A 17,048-nucleotide genomic window follows, 5' to 3' on the forward strand; every position below is an offset into this window, starting at 1 on the left:
GTAGTAAGTTTTAATTGGCAAATTCTATATTCTGAATTACTACTATATATATTATAAGCAACATGGCTTTAGGAAAAAACATGAAGTTGAATAAAGATAAGTTGATTGCTCCTCTAGAAACGAGTAAAGTACCCGAAAGTACAACTCCCGTTTCTAAGCCGGAACTAGCAATCAATCCAAGTTTGGCGAAAGAAACTGTAGAGGAGGCTGTTTCAACTTCCGGTACACCCGGTATTTCTAAAAACGGCCGGGAGATTAAACCCGTACGTGTATCCGCCGGTGGTAACTCGGCTCGTAAATCTTCGGCCGCCGGAGACGGATCAGATACCCGGGAACAAAATTATTTGAATGAACAATTAAACCGGGTTTTGTACGCTTTGGATGCCTTTAAAAAAGGCGATGTATCGGTACGTTTAACCAAACAAGACGACGATATTTTTGCCGAAATTGCCGAAGCTTATAATTCTATGGTGGAGATGATTGGCGGGGTAGGCGGTGAAGTATCCCGTATTTCTAAAGTAGCCGGCGTAGAAGGAAACTTAAAAGCCCGGGCTTCGGCCGAAAGTGCTTCTGGTTTCTGGAAAGACATGATTAATAACATCAACGGTTTGGTAGATTCGATTGCGGTACCGGTATTGGAAGTTGGTAAAGTTTTAAAAAATATATCTAAAGGCAACCTGGATGAAACTTTTCAAATTCCGGTTTCGGGTGATTTTAAAGTAATGGCCGAAACCATTAACCGGACCATTGATAATTTAAATTTATTTGCCGGCGAGGTTACCCGGGTGGCCTTGGAAGTAGGTTCGGAAGGTAAACTGGGTGGTCAGGCCTCCGTACCGAACGTAGCCGGGGTATGGAAAGACCTTACCGATAACGTAAACACCATGGCCAGTAACCTCACGAGCCAGGTACGCGATATTGCCAACGTCGCCACGGCCGTAGCGAAAGGCGACTTAACGCAGAAGATCACGGTTGATGTAAAAGGCGAGCTGTTGCAATTAAAAGAAAACATCAACCAAATGGTGGACTCTTTGAACATCTTCGGGGATGAGGTAACCCGCGTAGCGCGTGAAGTAGGTACCGAAGGTAAACTTGGTGGACAGGCGCGAGTGCCCAAGGTAGGCGGTACCTGGAAAGAATTAACCGATAATGTAAACACCATGGCGAGTAATTTAACGAGCCAGGTGCGCGATATTGCCAATGTAGCCACGGCGGTAGCGAAAGGTGATTTAACCCAAAAAATAACGGTAAATGTAAAAGGCGAATTACTCGAGTTAAAAGAAAACATCAACCAGATGGTGGATTCTTTGAATATTTTCGGGGATGAGGTAACCCGCGTAGCCCGCGAAGTAGGCACGGAAGGTAAACTCGGCGGGCAAGCCAATGTACCCCGCGTTGCCGGGATTTGGAAAGAACTCACCGTAAACGTAAACTCCATGGCCAGTAACCTCACGAGCCAGGTGCGCGATATTGCTAATGTAGCCACTTCGGTAGCGCGCGGCGATTTAAGTCAGAAGATTACAGTAGATGTAAAAGGGGAGTTATTACAGCTGAAAGAAAACATCAACCAGATGGTGGATTCCTTGAACATCTTCGCCGGCGAAGTAACCCGGGTGGCTCTAGAGGTAGGTACGGAAGGAAAACTGGGCGGACAAGCGGCCGTGCCGAATGTAGCCGGGGTGTGGAAAGCACTGACCGATAACGTAAACTCGATGGCCAGTAACCTTACCAGCCAGGTACGCGACATCGCCAATGTGGCAACATCCGTGGCAAAAGGAGATCTGAGCCAGAAGATGACGGTAAATGTGAACGGGGAGATCTTGGAATTAAAAAACATCCTGAATCAGATGGTAGACTCCCTGAACATCTTCGCCGGCGAAGTAACCCGGGTAGCCTTGGAGGTAGGTACCGAAGGAAAATTGGGTGGACAGGCAAATGTTCCAAACGTAGCGGGCGTGTGGAAGGCATTAACCGATAATGTAAATTCCATGGGCTCGAACTTAACGAGCCAGGTACGCGATATTGCCAATGTAGCTACCGCCGTAGCTCGGGGAGATCTGAGCCAAAAAATTACAGTAGATGTAAAAGGGGAGTTATTACAGCTGAAAGAAAACATCAACCAGATGGTGGATTCCTTGAACATCTTCGCCGGCGAAGTAACTCGGGTAGCTCTAGAAGTTGGAACCGAAGGTAAGCTGGGCGGACAGGCGGCGGTACCGAATGTAGCCGGGGTGTGGAAAGCACTGACCGATAACGTAAACTCGATGGCCAGTAACCTCACCAGCCAGGTACGCGACATCGCCAATGTCGCCACGGCTGTGGCGCGGGGTGACTTAAGCCAGAAGATTACGGTAGATGTAAAAGGCGAATTGTTGCAACTCAAAGACAACATCAACCAAATGGTGGATTCTTTAAATATTTTTGGGGCGGAAGTAACCCGCGTAGCGCGGGAGGTAGGTACCGAAGGGATATTGGGCGGACAAGCTAATGTTCCCCGGGTTGCGGGCATCTGGAAAGAATTAACGGTAAACGTAAACTCCATGGCGAGTAACCTCACCAGCCAGGTGCGGGATATTGCCAACGTAGCCACTTCGGTAGCGCGCGGCGATTTAAGCCAGAAGATCACGGTGGATGTAAAAGGCGAGTTATTACAGCTGAAAGAAAACATCAACCAGATGGTGGATTCCTTGAACATCTTCGCCGGCGAAGTAACTCGGGTAGCTCTAGAAGTTGGAACCGAGGGTAAGCTGGGCGGACAGGCGGCGGTGCCGAATGTAGCCGGGGTGTGGAAAGCACTGACCGATAACGTAAATTCCATGGGTTCTAACTTAACGAGCCAGGTGCGGGATATTGCCAATGTAGCCACCGCCGTAGCGCGGGGAGATCTGAGCCAAAAAATGACGGTGAATGTAAAAGGAGAAATCTTGGAATTAAAAAACATCCTCAACCAAATGGTGGACTCCCTGAACATCTTTGCCGGGGAGGTTACCCGGGTAGCGTTAGAAGTAGGAACCGAGGGAAAGCTGGGTGGCCAGGCCGCCGTACCAAGCGTAGGCGGTGTTTGGAAAGACTTAACCGATAACGTAAACTTTATGGCGAGCAATCTCACCAGCCAGGTGCGGGATATTGCCAACGTAGCTACCGCCGTAGCGCGCGGTGATTTAAGTCAGAAGATTACGGTAGATGTAAAAGGGGAATTGTTGCAACTCAAAGACAACATCAATCAAATGGTGGACTCTTTAAATATTTTCGCCGATGAAGTAACCCGGGTGGCGCGCGAAGTAGGTACGGAGGGTAAACTGGGCGGCCAGGCCGATGTGCCGAAAGTGCGCGGCACCTGGAAAGAATTGACCGATAACGTAAATACCATGGCCAGTAACCTGACTTTACAGGTACGTGACATCGCTAACGTAGCTACCGCGGTGGCAAAAGGTGACTTAAGCCAGAAAATGACAGTAAATGTGAAAGGGGAGATCCTGGAGTTGAAGAACATCCTGAACCAAATGGTGGACTCTTTGAATATTTTTGCCGGGGAAGTAACGCGGGTAGCCTTAGAAGTAGGTACCGAGGGTAAGCTAGGTGGACAAGCGGCTGTACCGAATGTAGGGGGCGTTTGGAAAGACTTAACGGATAATGTAAATACCATGGCCAGTAATCTGACCACGCAGGTGCGGGGTATTGTTAAAATTGTAACCTCAGTATCCAAAGGCGACTTAACCCAAAAGTTAATTTTAGAAGCGAAAGGCGAAGTGGCCGATCTGGCCGAAACGATCAACCGCATGGTGGACGACCTGAACCGCTTAGCCGGTGAAGTGAGCCGAGTAGCCCGGGTAGCCGGGGTGGAAGGAAAATTAACGGAGCGGGCTACCGTACATGGCGTAGGTGGTTCCTGGAAAGAATTAGTGGATACCCTGAACGATTTATTAGAATCCATTGTAACGCCGGTATTAGAAGTATCGCGGGTGGTGCGGGCTATTTCGGAAGGTGATTTAACGCAAAAAGTAGAAATACATACGACCGGTGATTTGCTCTCCATGTCCAACGCTTTGAATCTGGCGGTGGAGAACCTGAATTCACTTTTAGGCGAAATCAACGATTCGTCCTTGGTCGTGGGTTCTTCGTCAGAGGAAATGGCCGAGAAAGGGAAGGAAATGAGCCGGGTTACGGTAGATGTTGCTTTGGCCATGCAACAAATGGCCGAAGGTGCCCAAAATCAAGCGCTTAAGACCGATCAAGCCTTTAAATTGATTGAAGAAATTATGAAGGCGACCAAAGCTACCGCCAACAAAGCGGATGTGGTAAACCGGGCCGCTATTCTGGGGGAAGAAACGTCGCAGTTAGGTTTAAAAACGGTAGCTGAAGTGGTAAAGAACATGGAAGAAATTTCTTCTGCGGCAGCTTTAACGGCTAAAACCATTGAAGTATTAAGTACCCGGTCGCAGGAAATTTCAAAATCCTTAGGCGTAATTACCGACATTGCCTCACAAACCAATTTGCTAGCATTAAATGCCGCTATTGAAGCCGCCCGGGCTGGCGAAGCGGGTCGTGGTTTTGCAGTGGTAGCCGAAGAAATCCGGAAACTGGCGGAAGGCTCCCGTAAATCGGCCAGCGAAATTGAAACTTTGGTAAACGATGTTAAAAAAGATACTTCTTCGGCCGCGGCGGCAATTTCAACCATGGAAGGCCGGGTATTAAAAGGGAAGAATGCTACTTTCGAAGCTTCCGGTGCTTTTAAAAACATTGCTACCTCCAGCGGCGAAACCTTACGTACTTCCCAGGATATCTTAACCGCTACGGAAGTGCAAAAAGCTTCTATTTCGGACGTGGTAAAATACGTGGAAGAAGTAGTAGCCATTGCGGAGCAAACCGCCTCCGGTACGCAGCAAGTAGCCGGTACCGCCAAGCAACTTTCCGGTTCCATGCAGGAAATGACGGCTTCCAGCCAGCAACTGAACGATATTGCCGACGATCTGCAATTAGGAATTTCGGCCTTTAAACTGTTAGACGAGGTTTGGACCTACCAGCAAAGTCTGCCCGTACGACCTTCCCGCATATATCCGGCTAAAACCTTACCGAGCCACCGCGATCAGCTAGTACGTACTAACGGAATGGCAAATTCCGGGGAGGTTACGCCTAACAACCGTCCGAAGCGGGTTTTGCCTCCTGATAATAATTTAAAAAAAGACGGAAAGCCTACGCCCGTTAATGGCGAAAATATAAAGAAAATGCCGGCTAAAAAAACGGTTAATAAGCCGAAATCATAAAAATGCAGCCAGACGAAATCAGCGAAAAAAGAGAGATAAACCGGGAATCCAGCGTACATCTGATTGTTTTTAAACTCGGCTCTGAAGAATATGGTATTCGTATTGAGCAGGTAAAAGAAGTTACCTTAACGCCAGAAATCGCCCGTATGCCGAAAACGCCCCCTTTTATCAAGGGCATCGCTAATATTAGGGGCGATATTATTGCGGTAATGGATTTAGAGGAGCGGTTTAAAATTGCTCCGATTGCCCCGGAAGTGGAAAATTCTGGTAAACGCAATACGTATACCTTGGTGTTAGAAGCAAAAGATTATACGATTGGTTTAATGGTACGGGAAGTACCGCAATCTTTAACTTTACCTATCTCTCGCATTGAAAAAACGCCTTCATTTATTCAGGATTTAAATATCAACGACAACTATATCGAGGGTATTGGCAAACTGGGGAGCCGGTTAATTATAGTGCTGGATTTCCATAAAATACTTTCTTTTGAAGAAGTAGAACAACTAAAAGCTTAAACGCTAAGAGTGGCTTATGCCACGCTAACTCTTAACAAAGCACCAGAAATAAATACACTTGAAATGAAAAAAAGAATATTAATAGTAGACGATTCCTTTTACATGCGCACCATGCTTAAAAACATGTTAACGGATGCGGGCTACGACGTAGTAGGAGAGGCGCCCAATGGCCAAACTGCTTTACAGTTAGCCCGAGAAACCAACCCCGATTTAGTTACTCTGGATGTTATTTTACCCGATAACACCGGATTAGATGTATTAAAAGGTATAAAAAAAGAACAGCCCGACATGAAGGTAATTATAGTAAGCGCCGTTGGGCAAGAAGTGATTGTGAACGAAGCCGTTGAAAATGGCGCCTTTTCGTACATCGTAAAGCCTTTTTCCGAAGAGAAAGTACTCGACACCGTAGCCAAAGCTTTAAAAGATTAATTTTTAAAAAACTTGACCGCCATATGTTAAAAATTTAAAAATTTTGCTTTAACGAGAAACAATATTGAGTTGATCGTCTTACTCCTAAAATTAGCTGGCGGTAGTTTATCGAACGAACCAATTTAGTTTTAATAGGTTGCTGGCTAAGGAATAATGATTAAGCATTCGGGAACAAATATGGGTGAATACACCCGGTAAGCCGGAGACAAAGTAGCGGTGCGTAGGCAGTGTAATTAGATCTGCGGTGTAGCCCAGTTGTTTTCATACAACGCATGAAATCGAGAGAACAAGAATATAAAGAAATATTTATTGCCGAAGCGCTGGAATACTTTGATGCCTTAAACCGGCATTTAAGTAACCTGGAGAAAACACCGGAAGATGATCAGATTCTCGCCGAGATATTTCGTTTATTACACAATTTAAAAGCCAATGCTAAAGCCATCGGTTACCTGCAAATTTCTGATTTATCGCATAAACTCGAAACCGCTTTTGAATTAGTGCGCAAACACGAATTAGCATTCCGAAACGAGGTAGCTACCGTGTTGTTTGATGGGGTGGACCTGTTAGGCGAACTGATTTCTAATGTAGATGATCCGGATTTTAAAATTTCGGATGAAAACCTGATTCGTAACCTGGAGGCAATTGTTAGCCCAGGTTTGGGTACCAGTGTTCCGGAGGTTACCAAAGTAGCTAAGTTTAACGACCGGAATATCTCGCTATCGGATCTGGTTTACATTCAGATTAAAAAATTAGATCACCTGTTAAACTTAGTAGGGGAGTTAATTATTGATCGGGACCGGATTATTTCGTTAAGCAAAGACCTGAACAGTGATGAGCTAAAAGTGGTAAGTTCGCATTTATACCGCATCACCGAAGAAATTCAGTTTAGTGTCATGGATGCGCGGCTGGTAAATGTGGGCTCTTTATTTAATAAATTTCCGCGCATTGTGCGGGATATTGCGCAGGCCGAACAAAAAGAAATACAGCTCGAAATTATCGGGCAGGATATTCAAATAGACCGGAATATCCTCCAGATCATAACCGATTCCTTACTGCATTTAGTACGTAACGCTATTTCGCACGGCATTGAAAAAGGAGCCGAGCGGCTGAAGAAAAATAAATCCCTGCAAGGTACGCTTACTTTATCGGCGCAGAGTGACCGGGATAATGTACTGATCCGCTTAGCTGACGATGGCAAAGGCATTGATTTGCCGGCGGTAAAAAAAGCCATTGTAGCCCGTAAATTTTTACCCAAAGATGCCGTAGAAGATTTACGGGAGACCGAAGTTTTGTCGTACTTGTTTGAGCCCGGGTTTTCCATGGCCAAAGAAATAACCGAGTTTTCGGGCCGGGGAGTAGGATTAGATGTGGTTAAAAATGCCATTGATTCTATTGGCGGGCGCATCCAGGTGCAATCCGCAAAAGATAAAGGCACTACTTTTACCTTGCATTTGCCTACCTCCATTGCCGTAAAAGGCGCTTTACTGTTTGAGGTAGAAGGAGGGTATTACGCCATTCTTTTAATGCATACCGATTCTGTGGTGTCGTTGGATAAAGATGAATTGCACGAAGTAGGCGACGTGCTCGTAGCTAACGTAAAAGAGGAATCCATCCCGATAATTTATTTGCGGGATTTTTTAAATAACAATACCGATAAGATGCCCCCGGGCAGCAAATACCGGTTAAACGGATCGGTACAAAATATTATTATCGTTACGTATAATAACCGGCGCTTGGGTTTAATTGTAGATAAGCTCTATCGCCAACAAGATATTGTCATTAAAGCATTAAACAAACCCGTAGATAACATCGATATATATGGCGGTGTTACGTTGCTGGGTACAGGTAAAGTTTGTCTGGTGCTGGATGTACCCGCCATTACGCGTTATTTTGCTATTAAAAAATAATGCATGGCGTCATCTGTAAAGCTACCGGCACATAATATAGATTTATTCATGGAACTACAGGTAACCGAATTAGAAAAGGATATTATTAAGGAAATTCTTAATATTGGGCTTGCCCGGGCCGCCGATTCTTTTGCTTTAATTGCAAAAGATAAAGTATTAATGAAAGTACCGGACGTGGAACTCATTGGCGCCAACGAGCTTTTTAAACTTATCACGGGGTATGAGGATACCCACGAAATTATTCAGTCTGATATTAAGGGAGATCTGAACGGTACCACCTTAATGCTGTTCTCGACCGACCACGTAGAAATGCTTTCGGCGGTTTGTTTAAATTTAAAAGAACCTTTTAAAAAACCACTCTCGCCCATGCAGGAGTCTTTGCTCCTGGAAATTAGCAATATCATTACCGGTGCTTTTGTAACGCAGTTGGCTAATATTTTAAAAGCCGATATTTACGGTTCGCCCCCGCTGTATCCGCTTAAAGGTATCAACCATTCTTTAAATCATATTTTTGAAGTTAATCCATTGTTTCAGCCCATGGTTTTTACCGTGCTTACCCATTTCACCGATCACGAAGGCATGGTAGAGTTACCTTTGTTTCTCTTTTTTGATACCCTTACTTTTAATAAAATCCTGGAAATAATTCGTTCCTACAAATTTTACGAAGAGCGTTGATTCAACGCTCTTTTTCTTTTTTAATTTAAGTGGGAGTTGCTCCAGCGAGGTAAAAATTTAAAAAAATCTTATTTTATAGCTAAGATTTACCAATTAACCGTAACGGAGTAATCTACTTTTAAGCTTTATTACCTTTTATAAATAAACTATGAAGCCAGCACCCGACAGAGAAGCCAGCAGAAGAGATAAAATTTTAAATTTTGACCCGAGTGGTGTCGGTGATAGCAATGCGGGTATTTACGGATTGCCTTTTACCCCCGCGGAAGCCACCATTGTTTTAATTCCGGTGCCTTGGGAAGTAACCGTTTCGTATAGTGCCGGCACGGCTTTGGGGCCGGAAGCCATTAAAGCTGCTTCTTCGCAAATGGATTTATATGACCCGACCATACCGGATGCCTGGCAAATTGGCCTGGCCCTGGAACCATCTGATAAGGAATGGCACAACACCAGCACAAACTTGCGCGAACAAACCGCGGCGTATATTCAATACCTGGAAGGAGCCGAATCTGCTTTAACCGAAAACGACGTGACGGACTTGCTTAACCGGGTAAATGAGCAAGGCGAAAACTTATTAAGTTGGCTCAAGCAAAAAGCTACTACTTATTTAGATAACGGGCAGTTAGTGGGGGTGGTAGGCGGCGACCACAGCTCACCCTTAGGCTTACTGCACGCCTTAGCCGAAAAGCACGAGGAATTTGGTATTTTACAGATTGATGCCCACGCCGATCTGCGGGAAGCGTACGAAGGATTTACGTATTCGCATGCCTCTATCATGTACAATGCTTTAAAGTTACCGCAAGTAAAAAAATTGGTGCAGGTCGGCATTCGCGACAGTGCCGAATCCGAGAACGCGTTAATTCAGCATAGCAACGGCCGGATTTCTACTTTTTTTGATTCTTTTTTAAAAGATGAAATGTACGAAGGCAAAACCTGGAAAAAACAATGCAAAAAAATTATTGCCCAGTTACCGCCCAAAGTATACATTAGCTTTGACATTGACGGCCTAGACCCCAAACTTTGTCCTGCCACCGGTACGCCGGTACCGGGCGGATTAGAATTTGAAGAAGCAGTTTACTTAATTAAAGCCTTGGTAAAATCTGGCCGGGAAATTATTGGTTTTGACTTGTGCGAAGTAGCCCCCGGTAATTCGGATTGGAATGGCAACGTAGGTGCCCGCTTGTTGTACCAGCTTAGTAACTGGATGGCCGTATCGAACAAAATAGCCCAAACTCCGGGAGAGTAAAGATTACTTTGTACATAATTTGATTTTATCCGTATAGCGATTCTAATTTGATGTAGCAGTTATAAAGGCAAATTATAAATCACTCCTTTACCAGGCTTATTAAATTTTTAAAAATCTGTTCACTTCAACCAAATAAAACTATGGGATTTATCATTAAACTAATTTTAACCGGCATTGCGGCAGCAATTGCGGCTTACATTCTACCGGGCGTAACCATTGATGGGTTAGGAACCGCCATATTACTGGCTTTAGTACTGGGTATTTTAAACGCCATTGTAAAACCAATTTTAGTTGTCTTATCCTTGCCCATTACCATTATTACGCTAGGTTTGTTTTTACTGGTAATCAATGCCCTTATTATCTTGCTAGCCGATTATATACTGGCTGGATTTAGGGTGGACGGATTTATCTGGGCGCTAATATTCAGCTTTGTATTATCAATTCTTACTTCTATAGTAGATATGGTAACCAAAAAATAATTAAAAATTAAAAAAACAAAGGCCCGAATTTATTCCGGGCCTTTTGTGTTTATGCCGCCTTGGTTTGCAGCCAATCCTGGCAAGCATCGGCACACTCCTGACACTTTTCCGCGCATTTCTGACAATGCTCATCATCGTGCTTCGAGCATTCGGCGGCACAAGCTCTACAAATTTCAATGCACTCGCGCATAACGTGTGGCGCGTGTGGGGAATTACGTGCCACAAACCGGGCCGTTAAAGTACAGATATCGGCGCAGTCCCGGTCTAGTTGAATGCAATTTACCATCATTTGCACGTGTTCTTCCTGCAAGCAAAGAGTCATGCACGTTTCGCAGGCCGTAATGCATTTTATTAATACATGCTCCAGGTTATTAGTTACTTCTGATTTCATAGTTTTTATAGTTACGTGATAAGAGAATCTTGGCTTGTTTGTACGCGCTTGTTACCAGCATGTTTTATCAAGTAACTTCTACCGCAAAATCAGCTTGTTTTAATTTAATTAACGGATACAAATCTTTTTTTAAGGCTTGCATCTAAAACCGTAAATTTGTTGTTAGAGGAGCAAAACAGGTAAGATGATAACAGCTGCGCAACAAATTTTAAAAAAATACTTTGGTTACGACCGTTTCCGGCCCATGCAGCAGGATATAATAGATACGGTTTTAACTAATCGCGATGCCATTGTGCTAATGCCCACCGGTGGCGGTAAGTCGATGTGTTACCAGGTGCCGGCTTTGGTGATGCCGGGCATTTGCGTGGTGGTTTCGCCTTTAATTGCGCTCATGCAAGACCAAGTAAAAGCCTTGGCCGCTAACGGCGTGAATGCCGCTTTTTTGAATAGTACCCAAACGGCAGAAGTGCAGTATAATATCGAAACGGCTTGCCTGGGTCGGGCTATTAAATTACTTTACGTTTCGCCGGAAAAGCTTTTATCTAACGGCTTTTTTTCTTTTTTAAAACGCTTACAGATAAATTTATTTGCCATCGACGAAGCACATTGTATTTCGGCCTGGGGCCACGATTTCCGGCCCGAGTATACGCAGTTGCGTTCCTTAAAAGAACAGTTCCCCACGGTGCCGGTAATAGCCCTAACCGCCACCGCCGACCGCCTGACACAAAAAGATATTCAGGAACAATTGCGCTTGCAGGATCCGGCTATTTTTATTTCTTCCTTCGATCGGCCTAATATTAACCTGACGGTTTTGCCCGGTCGCAACCGGTTCAACCGAATCACTGATTTCTTGGATCAGCATAAAGGGCAACCGGGCATTATTTACTGTTTAAGCCGCAATACTACGGAGTCGATTAGCCAGAAATTAACGGCCTTGGGTTATAAAGCTGCCCATTACCACGCCGGTTTATCGGCTAACGCGCGGGCTACTACCCAAAATGCTTTCCTGAAAGATAATATCCAGATTATGAGCGCTACCATTGCTTTCGGGATGGGCATCGATAAATCGAATGTGCGTTGGGTCATTCATTATAACTTACCTAAAAATATCGAAAGTTATTACCAGGAAATTGGGCGGGGCGGCCGCGATGGGGCGCCGGCGAATGCTTTGTTGTTTTACTCCTACGTCGATGTACTGAATCTGCGCAAAATGCTTACCGAAGGCGAAAAAAAGCAGCAGGATTTGCAACTCGTAAAACTGGAGCGTATGCAGCAGTACGCCGAAGCTACCAGTTGCCGCCGCAAAATCTTATTAAACTATTTCGGCGAAACGCTTAAAAAAAGCTGCAACAATTGTGATATTTGCCGCAATCCCCCGGCTTCTTTCGATGGTACGGTGCACGCTCAAAAAGCACTCTCGGCCGTGGCCCGCATGTTAGAAAAAGCACCCTTAGGCTTAGTCATTGATGTACTGCGCGGATCGCGAAGCCAACAGGTACTGGAAAAAAACTTTGATCGGATTAAAACCTACGGAGCCGGCCGCGATTTATCGTACCACGATTGGCAAAGCTACCTCCACCAAATGATTAATCAAGGTCTTCTGGAAATAGCTTACGATGATGCGTACACCTTAAAAATTACGCCGACCGGTAAAGAAGTATTAATGCAGAGTAAGCCGTTTGCCTTGGTTAAGTTTGAGCCGAATACTGTAACCGAAGAATTGGCGCCCGTTAAAACTAAGAGTAAGAAAGAAGTTTTAAAAGATGAATTGTTTGAGCGTTTGCGCGCCTTACGCAAGAAAATAGCCGACCAAAATAACGTACCGCCTTACGTGGTGTTCAGTGATACCACTCTAAGTGAAATGGCCCAGGAAAAACCTACCAGCCGCCCGGCCATGTTGTCGATTTCGGGAGTAGGTATGGTTAAGTTAGAAAACTACGGCGAAGCTTTTATTAATGAGATAATTGCTTTTGTTACCGACCAGCAGGAGCAAGGCCATAAAGTAAAAGGTGCCACCCACTTAGTTACCCTGGAGGCCTACAAACAAGGCTTTAAACCCGACGAAATTGCCGCGCAACGTAATTTAAATATTGTAACCATTTATTCACATTTGGCCACTTTGTACGAGCAAGGTTACCCCATCGACATGAAAGAATTTATTTCGGGGCCGGAGTACTACAAATTAGAACCCGTTATCACGCGGCTAGGACCGGAGGCTAAACTCAAGGAATACTTCGACCATTTTGAAGGGGGCGTCGATTATAATACTATTCGCATGGCACTGGCCGTTTATAAACGCAAATTAAAAGCCGTTTAAAATGTTCGAATGCGGGTTTAAACCTATTAAACTTTTCTAGAGCACACGGTGGTTCATTTTTTTAAAATAATTTAAATCTAAAGGTAAATACAGCTAAATAGTTATAAATTAATTTGCTAAATGATTTAGAAATAATAAAAAAATTAGTAAATTTACTTTGTCTAAAAGAATAAATTTCCGTAAAAGGAAATACAGCGATAAAGGCATGATAAATACTAATTTAAAATTTCTCAGAAAGCAAACCGGTTTAACGCAGTCGCAGTTAGCCGAAAAGCTGAATATTAAAAGGTCCTTAATTGGCGCTTACGAAGAAGGTAGAGCCGAACCTAAACTAAGCACCTTAGTAAATATTTCCAAGTTATTTAATATTACTTTAGATGTATTAATTACGAAGGATCTGCCCGCTACCAGCACGGAATCCAACAGCATGGCAGTGCAGCGACCAAACCGCGGCAACCTGCGGGTACTCGCCATTACCGTTGACCGGGATGATAAGGAAAACATTGAACTGGTACCGCAACGGGCTAGTGCCGGTTATTTAAATGGCTATGCCGATCCGGAGTTCATCGAAGAATTACCCCGGTTCCGGTTACCGATGTTAAGTACCCAAGGTACCCACCGGGCTTTTGAAATTAGCGGCGATTCCATGTTGCCCATTGCTTCCGGTACGGTTATTATCGGGCGGTTTATCGAAGACTGGAGCAGTATTAAAGATGGTACTCCCGCTATAATTGTGAGTCAGAAAGAAGGTGTCGTTTTCAAGCGGATTTTTAATAAAATGAAAAACGAAGCGGCTTTGTATCTGCATTCCGATAATCCGGCGTATTCGCCGTACCAAATTCAGGTGGAGGATATTTTAGAAATATGGGAAGCCCGGGCCTACATCAGCAATACTTTCCCGATTGCCGATTTCTCTTTAAATAAATTGACTTCGATTGTGTTGGATTTGCAACAGGAGGTAATTAAACTGAAGAAAGCATAACCTATACAGTCCATTAATTGCTTGAGCCCGGCTTTGTAAAAAGCCGGGCTTTTTTGTGTTATTTTATGCAGGTTTCCCGGGTCTTTTAGATACTTTTTAACTTATCACTTATTCTCGCGTATCTAAGTATTATTTCAGAATATTAAAAACCGGATATATCTACACTGCTAAAACTATGGTTAAAATAATTAATGCCGAAGATCGCCACTTTTCGACGGCTGACTGGCTGAAATCGCATTTCCTGTTTTCTTATGCCGATTACTACGACCCGGCTAATATGCAATTTGGTCCTTTACGGGTTTTTAACGACGATTACGTTGCCCCGCATTCCGGCTTTCCGAAGCATCCGCACTCCGAAATGGAAATTATAACAATTGTGCTGAGCGGGGAAGTAACGCACGAAGATAGCATGGGAAACAATACCGTAATCCGGGCGGGCGATGTACAACGCATGACGGCCGGAACCGGCATAACGCATTCCGAAAGAAATAATGGCGACGAGGAATTACATCTGTTCCAACTATGGTTTTTACCGAACAAGCGCGGTTTACTGCCTTCGTACGAACAAAAGCACATTGATTTTACCGATAGTAAAAACGAATTAATTCCATTGGTAACGGGCCAAAAGGTTTTAGAAGATGTGGTTTTTATGAATTCAAATTCTACTATCTATTATGCCCACCTGAAAGCCGATAAAGAAATTGATTTTAAAACGTTTGAAATCCGAAAAACTTTGGTTTATGTTATTGAAGGTGAGCTGTTTGCCAACGGGATGCAAGCCACCACCAACGACCAGTTACGCATTGAACACGAAAGCGCCATCTTAATTCGGGCCAGCCAGGATTGCTCCTTTATATTAATTGACGTACCCGGCGTGGAAGCTAATTATTAAGTATCAGGTAGTAAGTAGCAGGTAGTAAGACGGCTTAAATCGAAGGATTACTTTTTTGAAGTAGTAACCCTTTTTTAAAGTAGTAACCCTTTTTTATATAAAAAATTGATAAACCTGATACTTGCTACCTGCTACCTGTTACTTAAAGAGTATACTTCCGGCCTTTGTTCTGAGCTTTAAGGTAATCCATTAAAGGTTGAAAATAGGCCACCATGGCGCGGGCACTCAAATCTTCCCCGGTTTTCTCCTGGAGTACTTGCCGCCAATCAACACTGGCTCCCGGGTGCATGATGCTGGCTAAAAACTTTCCTACTTCTTTGTTGCCGTAATAGTTGGTAGCGTGCGGGTCTTGTTTTAAAATTTTTCGGGCAATATGATCGTGCAATTGAAATAAGATCACATAGGATAAGGCATAATCGTAGTACTGGGCCGGATCATCGTTGATGTGGGTTTTAGTAGTAGCATCAGCGTGTTTATCGTCGCGCTTGTTGGGCGGTACAATGCCTTGGTATTGTTGGGCCAGTTCCCACCAGCGGTTGTTAAAATCCGCGGGAGCTAAATTTTTGGCGTATAAATCGTGCTCAAATTCACTCATTACCCCCGAGGCAAACGGAATAAATACGACGTAGTTTAAGGCTTCTTTTAATAAGCTTTGCACCTGATCGGTTTTAGTCTTAGCATTCACTAATTGTAAATTAGCCAGAAAAGGTTGTTGCATGGCCGCTAAACCCATTAAGCTGCCCATGGCTTCGTGGTACGCCCGGTTAGCTCCGCTCCGCAACAACACGGGTACATCGGGGTTAGTATACGTGAGGTAATAGTAAATATGGCCCAGTTCGTGGTGCGTGGTTTCGTACCATTCGGCATTGGGTTCTACGCTCATTAAGCTCCGCACGTCTTTTTCTAAATTCATGTGCCAGGCCGAAGCATGATTGTTTTTTTTGTACTTTTCTCCCGCGGGTACCGGGTACAAACTGGATTTCGTGTAAAAGCTGGCGGGCAAAGCCGGAAATCCTAAACTTTGATAGAACCGCTCGGCTTGTTTTACTTGCCATTCGACTCCTTTGGGTTTTAATGCCGCATCCAGGTTACTGCCGGCTACTGTTATCATTGAGCTCCAATCCTGGCCCCACCGGTTCGGGAGCCAATGCGCCGGCAGCATATCGGGTACTTGCTTTTCGTTGTACTTCTTGGCAAACTCGTAGCGTGCATAGGTGTGCAACTCGCGGTAAAGTGGTTTTAGCTCTTGGTTTATCTTACGCATTAAAGCCATCATTTCTTCGCGCTTCATGCCGTAATCTTCTGCCTGGTAGCTAAAGTAATCATGGTAACCTAAAGCTTGCACGGTTTCGTTGCGAAGCTGGCGCAAGTTAACTAAGCCCGACTTTAGCACGGTGCCGACTTCTTTGCTGGCTTCCCAGGCGGCTAATCTTTTCGCCGGATTAGTTTCGGTACGTAAAATTTCGTCAATCTGGTTAGTAGTTACCGATTTGCCGTTCAGTTTATAATTAAAGCCGTAAAGCTTTTCCGATTGTTCGGTTTCGGCTTTAATCCGTTTTTTAACCACCGCGGCTACTGTTTGGGGATTGTTGGCAGCGGCCCGCAATGCCGCTTTTAACTGTTTAACCTGGATAGGTTTGAGTTGATCTTCGTGCTCCAGTAAGGATTGTACTTGCTGAATATTTTCTTTGCTGCCGGTAAATGCCGCAAAGGCTTCGTTGGCCTGCCGGGTAGCAATGGCGTTGGTTGAATCACCTTCAACGATTTTGGTATTAGAAGCCCATTCTGCTTCGCTGGATACGGTATAAAGCTTTTGGTACTGGGCAGCGTAAGTTTGCAGAAACGTATCGGTTTCCTGCTGATAATCTTTTTTTGATTCGCAAGACCATAACAGCGCCACTAAACAGCCGGTAAGCAGAAATTTTTGCATAGTTTTTTAAAAATTTTAAAATAA

The 17,048-nt window shown here is 44.4% G+C and carries 12 protein-coding genes; 10 read left to right on the forward strand and 2 right to left on the reverse strand.

Going from position 1 to position 17,048, the window contains the following annotated elements; translation table 11 throughout:
* Window positions 1–80: 80 nt before the first annotated feature.
* From AHMF7616_RS05915 to AHMF7616_RS05945, 7 genes are all read left to right on the forward strand, one after another.
* Window positions 81–5,264: a HAMP domain-containing protein gene (locus tag AHMF7616_RS05915; protein WP_233507353.1), complete on the forward strand. Its 5,184-nt coding sequence runs from the start codon at window positions 81–83 to the stop codon at window positions 5,262–5,264.
* Between the two features lie 2 nt (window positions 5,265–5,266).
* The gene (locus tag AHMF7616_RS05920) at window positions 5,267–5,779 is read left to right on the forward strand and encodes a chemotaxis protein CheW (RefSeq protein WP_115372044.1); all 513 of its coding nucleotides are present in this window, start codon (window positions 5,267–5,269) and stop codon (window positions 5,777–5,779) included.
* A gap of 63 nt (window positions 5,780–5,842) precedes the next feature.
* Entirely contained in the window at window positions 5,843–6,208 is a 366-nt protein-coding gene (locus AHMF7616_RS05925; RefSeq protein WP_115372045.1) for a response regulator, read from the forward strand.
* A gap of 272 nt (window positions 6,209–6,480) precedes the next feature.
* A complete protein-coding gene (locus tag AHMF7616_RS05930; RefSeq protein ID WP_115372046.1) occupies window positions 6,481–8,115 on the forward strand; it encodes a chemotaxis protein CheA in 1,635 nt (544 codons plus the stop codon).
* 3 nt (window positions 8,116–8,118) lie between these two features.
* Window positions 8,119–8,790, forward strand: coding sequence for a chemotaxis protein CheC (locus tag AHMF7616_RS05935; RefSeq protein WP_233507354.1), 672 nt, complete (start codon window positions 8,119–8,121; stop codon window positions 8,788–8,790).
* Window positions 8,791–8,938: 148 nt separating this feature from the next.
* Window positions 8,939–10,033, forward strand: a complete 1,095-nt coding sequence (locus AHMF7616_RS05940; RefSeq protein WP_115372048.1) for an agmatinase family protein — start codon at window positions 8,939–8,941, stop codon at window positions 10,031–10,033.
* A gap of 140 nt (window positions 10,034–10,173) precedes the next feature.
* Window positions 10,174–10,512, forward strand: coding sequence for a phage holin family protein (locus AHMF7616_RS05945; RefSeq protein ID WP_115372049.1), 339 nt, complete (start codon window positions 10,174–10,176; stop codon window positions 10,510–10,512).
* Between the two features lie 49 nt (window positions 10,513–10,561).
* On the opposite strand, the gene AHMF7616_RS05950 is transcribed toward AHMF7616_RS05945, so the two are convergent.
* The gene (locus AHMF7616_RS05950) at window positions 10,562–10,903 is read right to left on the reverse strand and encodes a four-helix bundle copper-binding protein (protein WP_115372050.1); all 342 of its coding nucleotides are present in this window, start codon (window positions 10,901–10,903) and stop codon (window positions 10,562–10,564) included.
* A 184-nt stretch (window positions 10,904–11,087) separates the two neighbouring features.
* Here AHMF7616_RS05950 and recQ point away from each other — a divergent pair, with 184 nt between their 5' ends.
* The 3 genes from recQ to AHMF7616_RS05965 all read left to right on the forward strand — a co-directional run bounded on the left by recQ (window position 11,088) and on the right by AHMF7616_RS05965 (window position 15,094).
* On the forward strand, window positions 11,088–13,220 hold the full coding sequence (gene recQ, locus AHMF7616_RS05955; RefSeq protein ID WP_115372051.1) for a DNA helicase RecQ: 2,133 nt from the start codon (window positions 11,088–11,090) through the stop codon (window positions 13,218–13,220).
* A gap of 205 nt (window positions 13,221–13,425) precedes the next feature.
* The gene (locus tag AHMF7616_RS05960) at window positions 13,426–14,202 is read left to right on the forward strand and encodes an XRE family transcriptional regulator (RefSeq protein ID WP_115372052.1); all 777 of its coding nucleotides are present in this window, start codon (window positions 13,426–13,428) and stop codon (window positions 14,200–14,202) included.
* Window positions 14,203–14,377: 175 nt separating this feature from the next.
* Window positions 14,378–15,094: a pirin family protein gene (locus tag AHMF7616_RS05965; protein ID WP_115372053.1), complete on the forward strand. Its 717-nt coding sequence runs from the start codon at window positions 14,378–14,380 to the stop codon at window positions 15,092–15,094.
* Window positions 15,095–15,236: 142 nt separating this feature from the next.
* On the opposite strand, the gene AHMF7616_RS05970 is transcribed toward AHMF7616_RS05965, so the two are convergent.
* Window positions 15,237–17,024: a M2 family metallopeptidase gene (locus AHMF7616_RS05970; RefSeq protein WP_115372054.1), complete on the reverse strand. Its 1,788-nt coding sequence runs from the start codon at window positions 17,022–17,024 to the stop codon at window positions 15,237–15,239.
* Window positions 17,025–17,048: the final 24 nt, after the last annotated feature.

Origin of the sequence: Adhaeribacter pallidiroseus, from assembly GCF_003340495.1 — a bacterium.
GTDB lineage: Bacteria > Bacteroidota > Bacteroidia > Cytophagales > Hymenobacteraceae > Adhaeribacter > Adhaeribacter pallidiroseus.

Excerpts from the sequence above, each read along its gene's own strand:
- AHMF7616_RS05915 (WP_233507353.1), top strand. The coding sequence starts at position 81 with ATGAAGTTGAATAAAGATAAGTTGATTGCTCCTCTAGAAACGAGTAAA.
- AHMF7616_RS05920 (WP_115372044.1), top strand. The coding sequence starts at position 5,267 with ATGCAGCCAGACGAAATCAGCGAAAAAAGAGAGATAAACCGGGAATCC.
- AHMF7616_RS05925 (WP_115372045.1), top strand. The coding sequence starts at position 5,843 with ATGAAAAAAAGAATATTAATAGTAGACGATTCCTTTTACATGCGCACC.
- AHMF7616_RS05930 (WP_115372046.1), top strand. The coding sequence starts at position 6,481 with ATGAAATCGAGAGAACAAGAATATAAAGAAATATTTATTGCCGAAGCG.
- AHMF7616_RS05935 (WP_233507354.1), top strand. The coding sequence starts at position 8,119 with ATGGCGTCATCTGTAAAGCTACCGGCACATAATATAGATTTATTCATG.
- AHMF7616_RS05940 (WP_115372048.1), top strand. The coding sequence starts at position 8,939 with ATGAAGCCAGCACCCGACAGAGAAGCCAGCAGAAGAGATAAAATTTTA.
- AHMF7616_RS05945 (WP_115372049.1), top strand. The coding sequence starts at position 10,174 with ATGGGATTTATCATTAAACTAATTTTAACCGGCATTGCGGCAGCAATT.
- AHMF7616_RS05950 (WP_115372050.1), bottom strand. The coding sequence starts at position 10,903 with ATGAAATCAGAAGTAACTAATAACCTGGAGCATGTATTAATAAAATGC.
- recQ (WP_115372051.1), top strand. The coding sequence starts at position 11,088 with ATGATAACAGCTGCGCAACAAATTTTAAAAAAATACTTTGGTTACGAC.
- AHMF7616_RS05960 (WP_115372052.1), top strand. The coding sequence starts at position 13,426 with ATGATAAATACTAATTTAAAATTTCTCAGAAAGCAAACCGGTTTAACG.
- AHMF7616_RS05965 (WP_115372053.1), top strand. The coding sequence starts at position 14,378 with ATGGTTAAAATAATTAATGCCGAAGATCGCCACTTTTCGACGGCTGAC.
- AHMF7616_RS05970 (WP_115372054.1), bottom strand. The coding sequence starts at position 17,024 with ATGCAAAAATTTCTGCTTACCGGCTGTTTAGTGGCGCTGTTATGGTCT.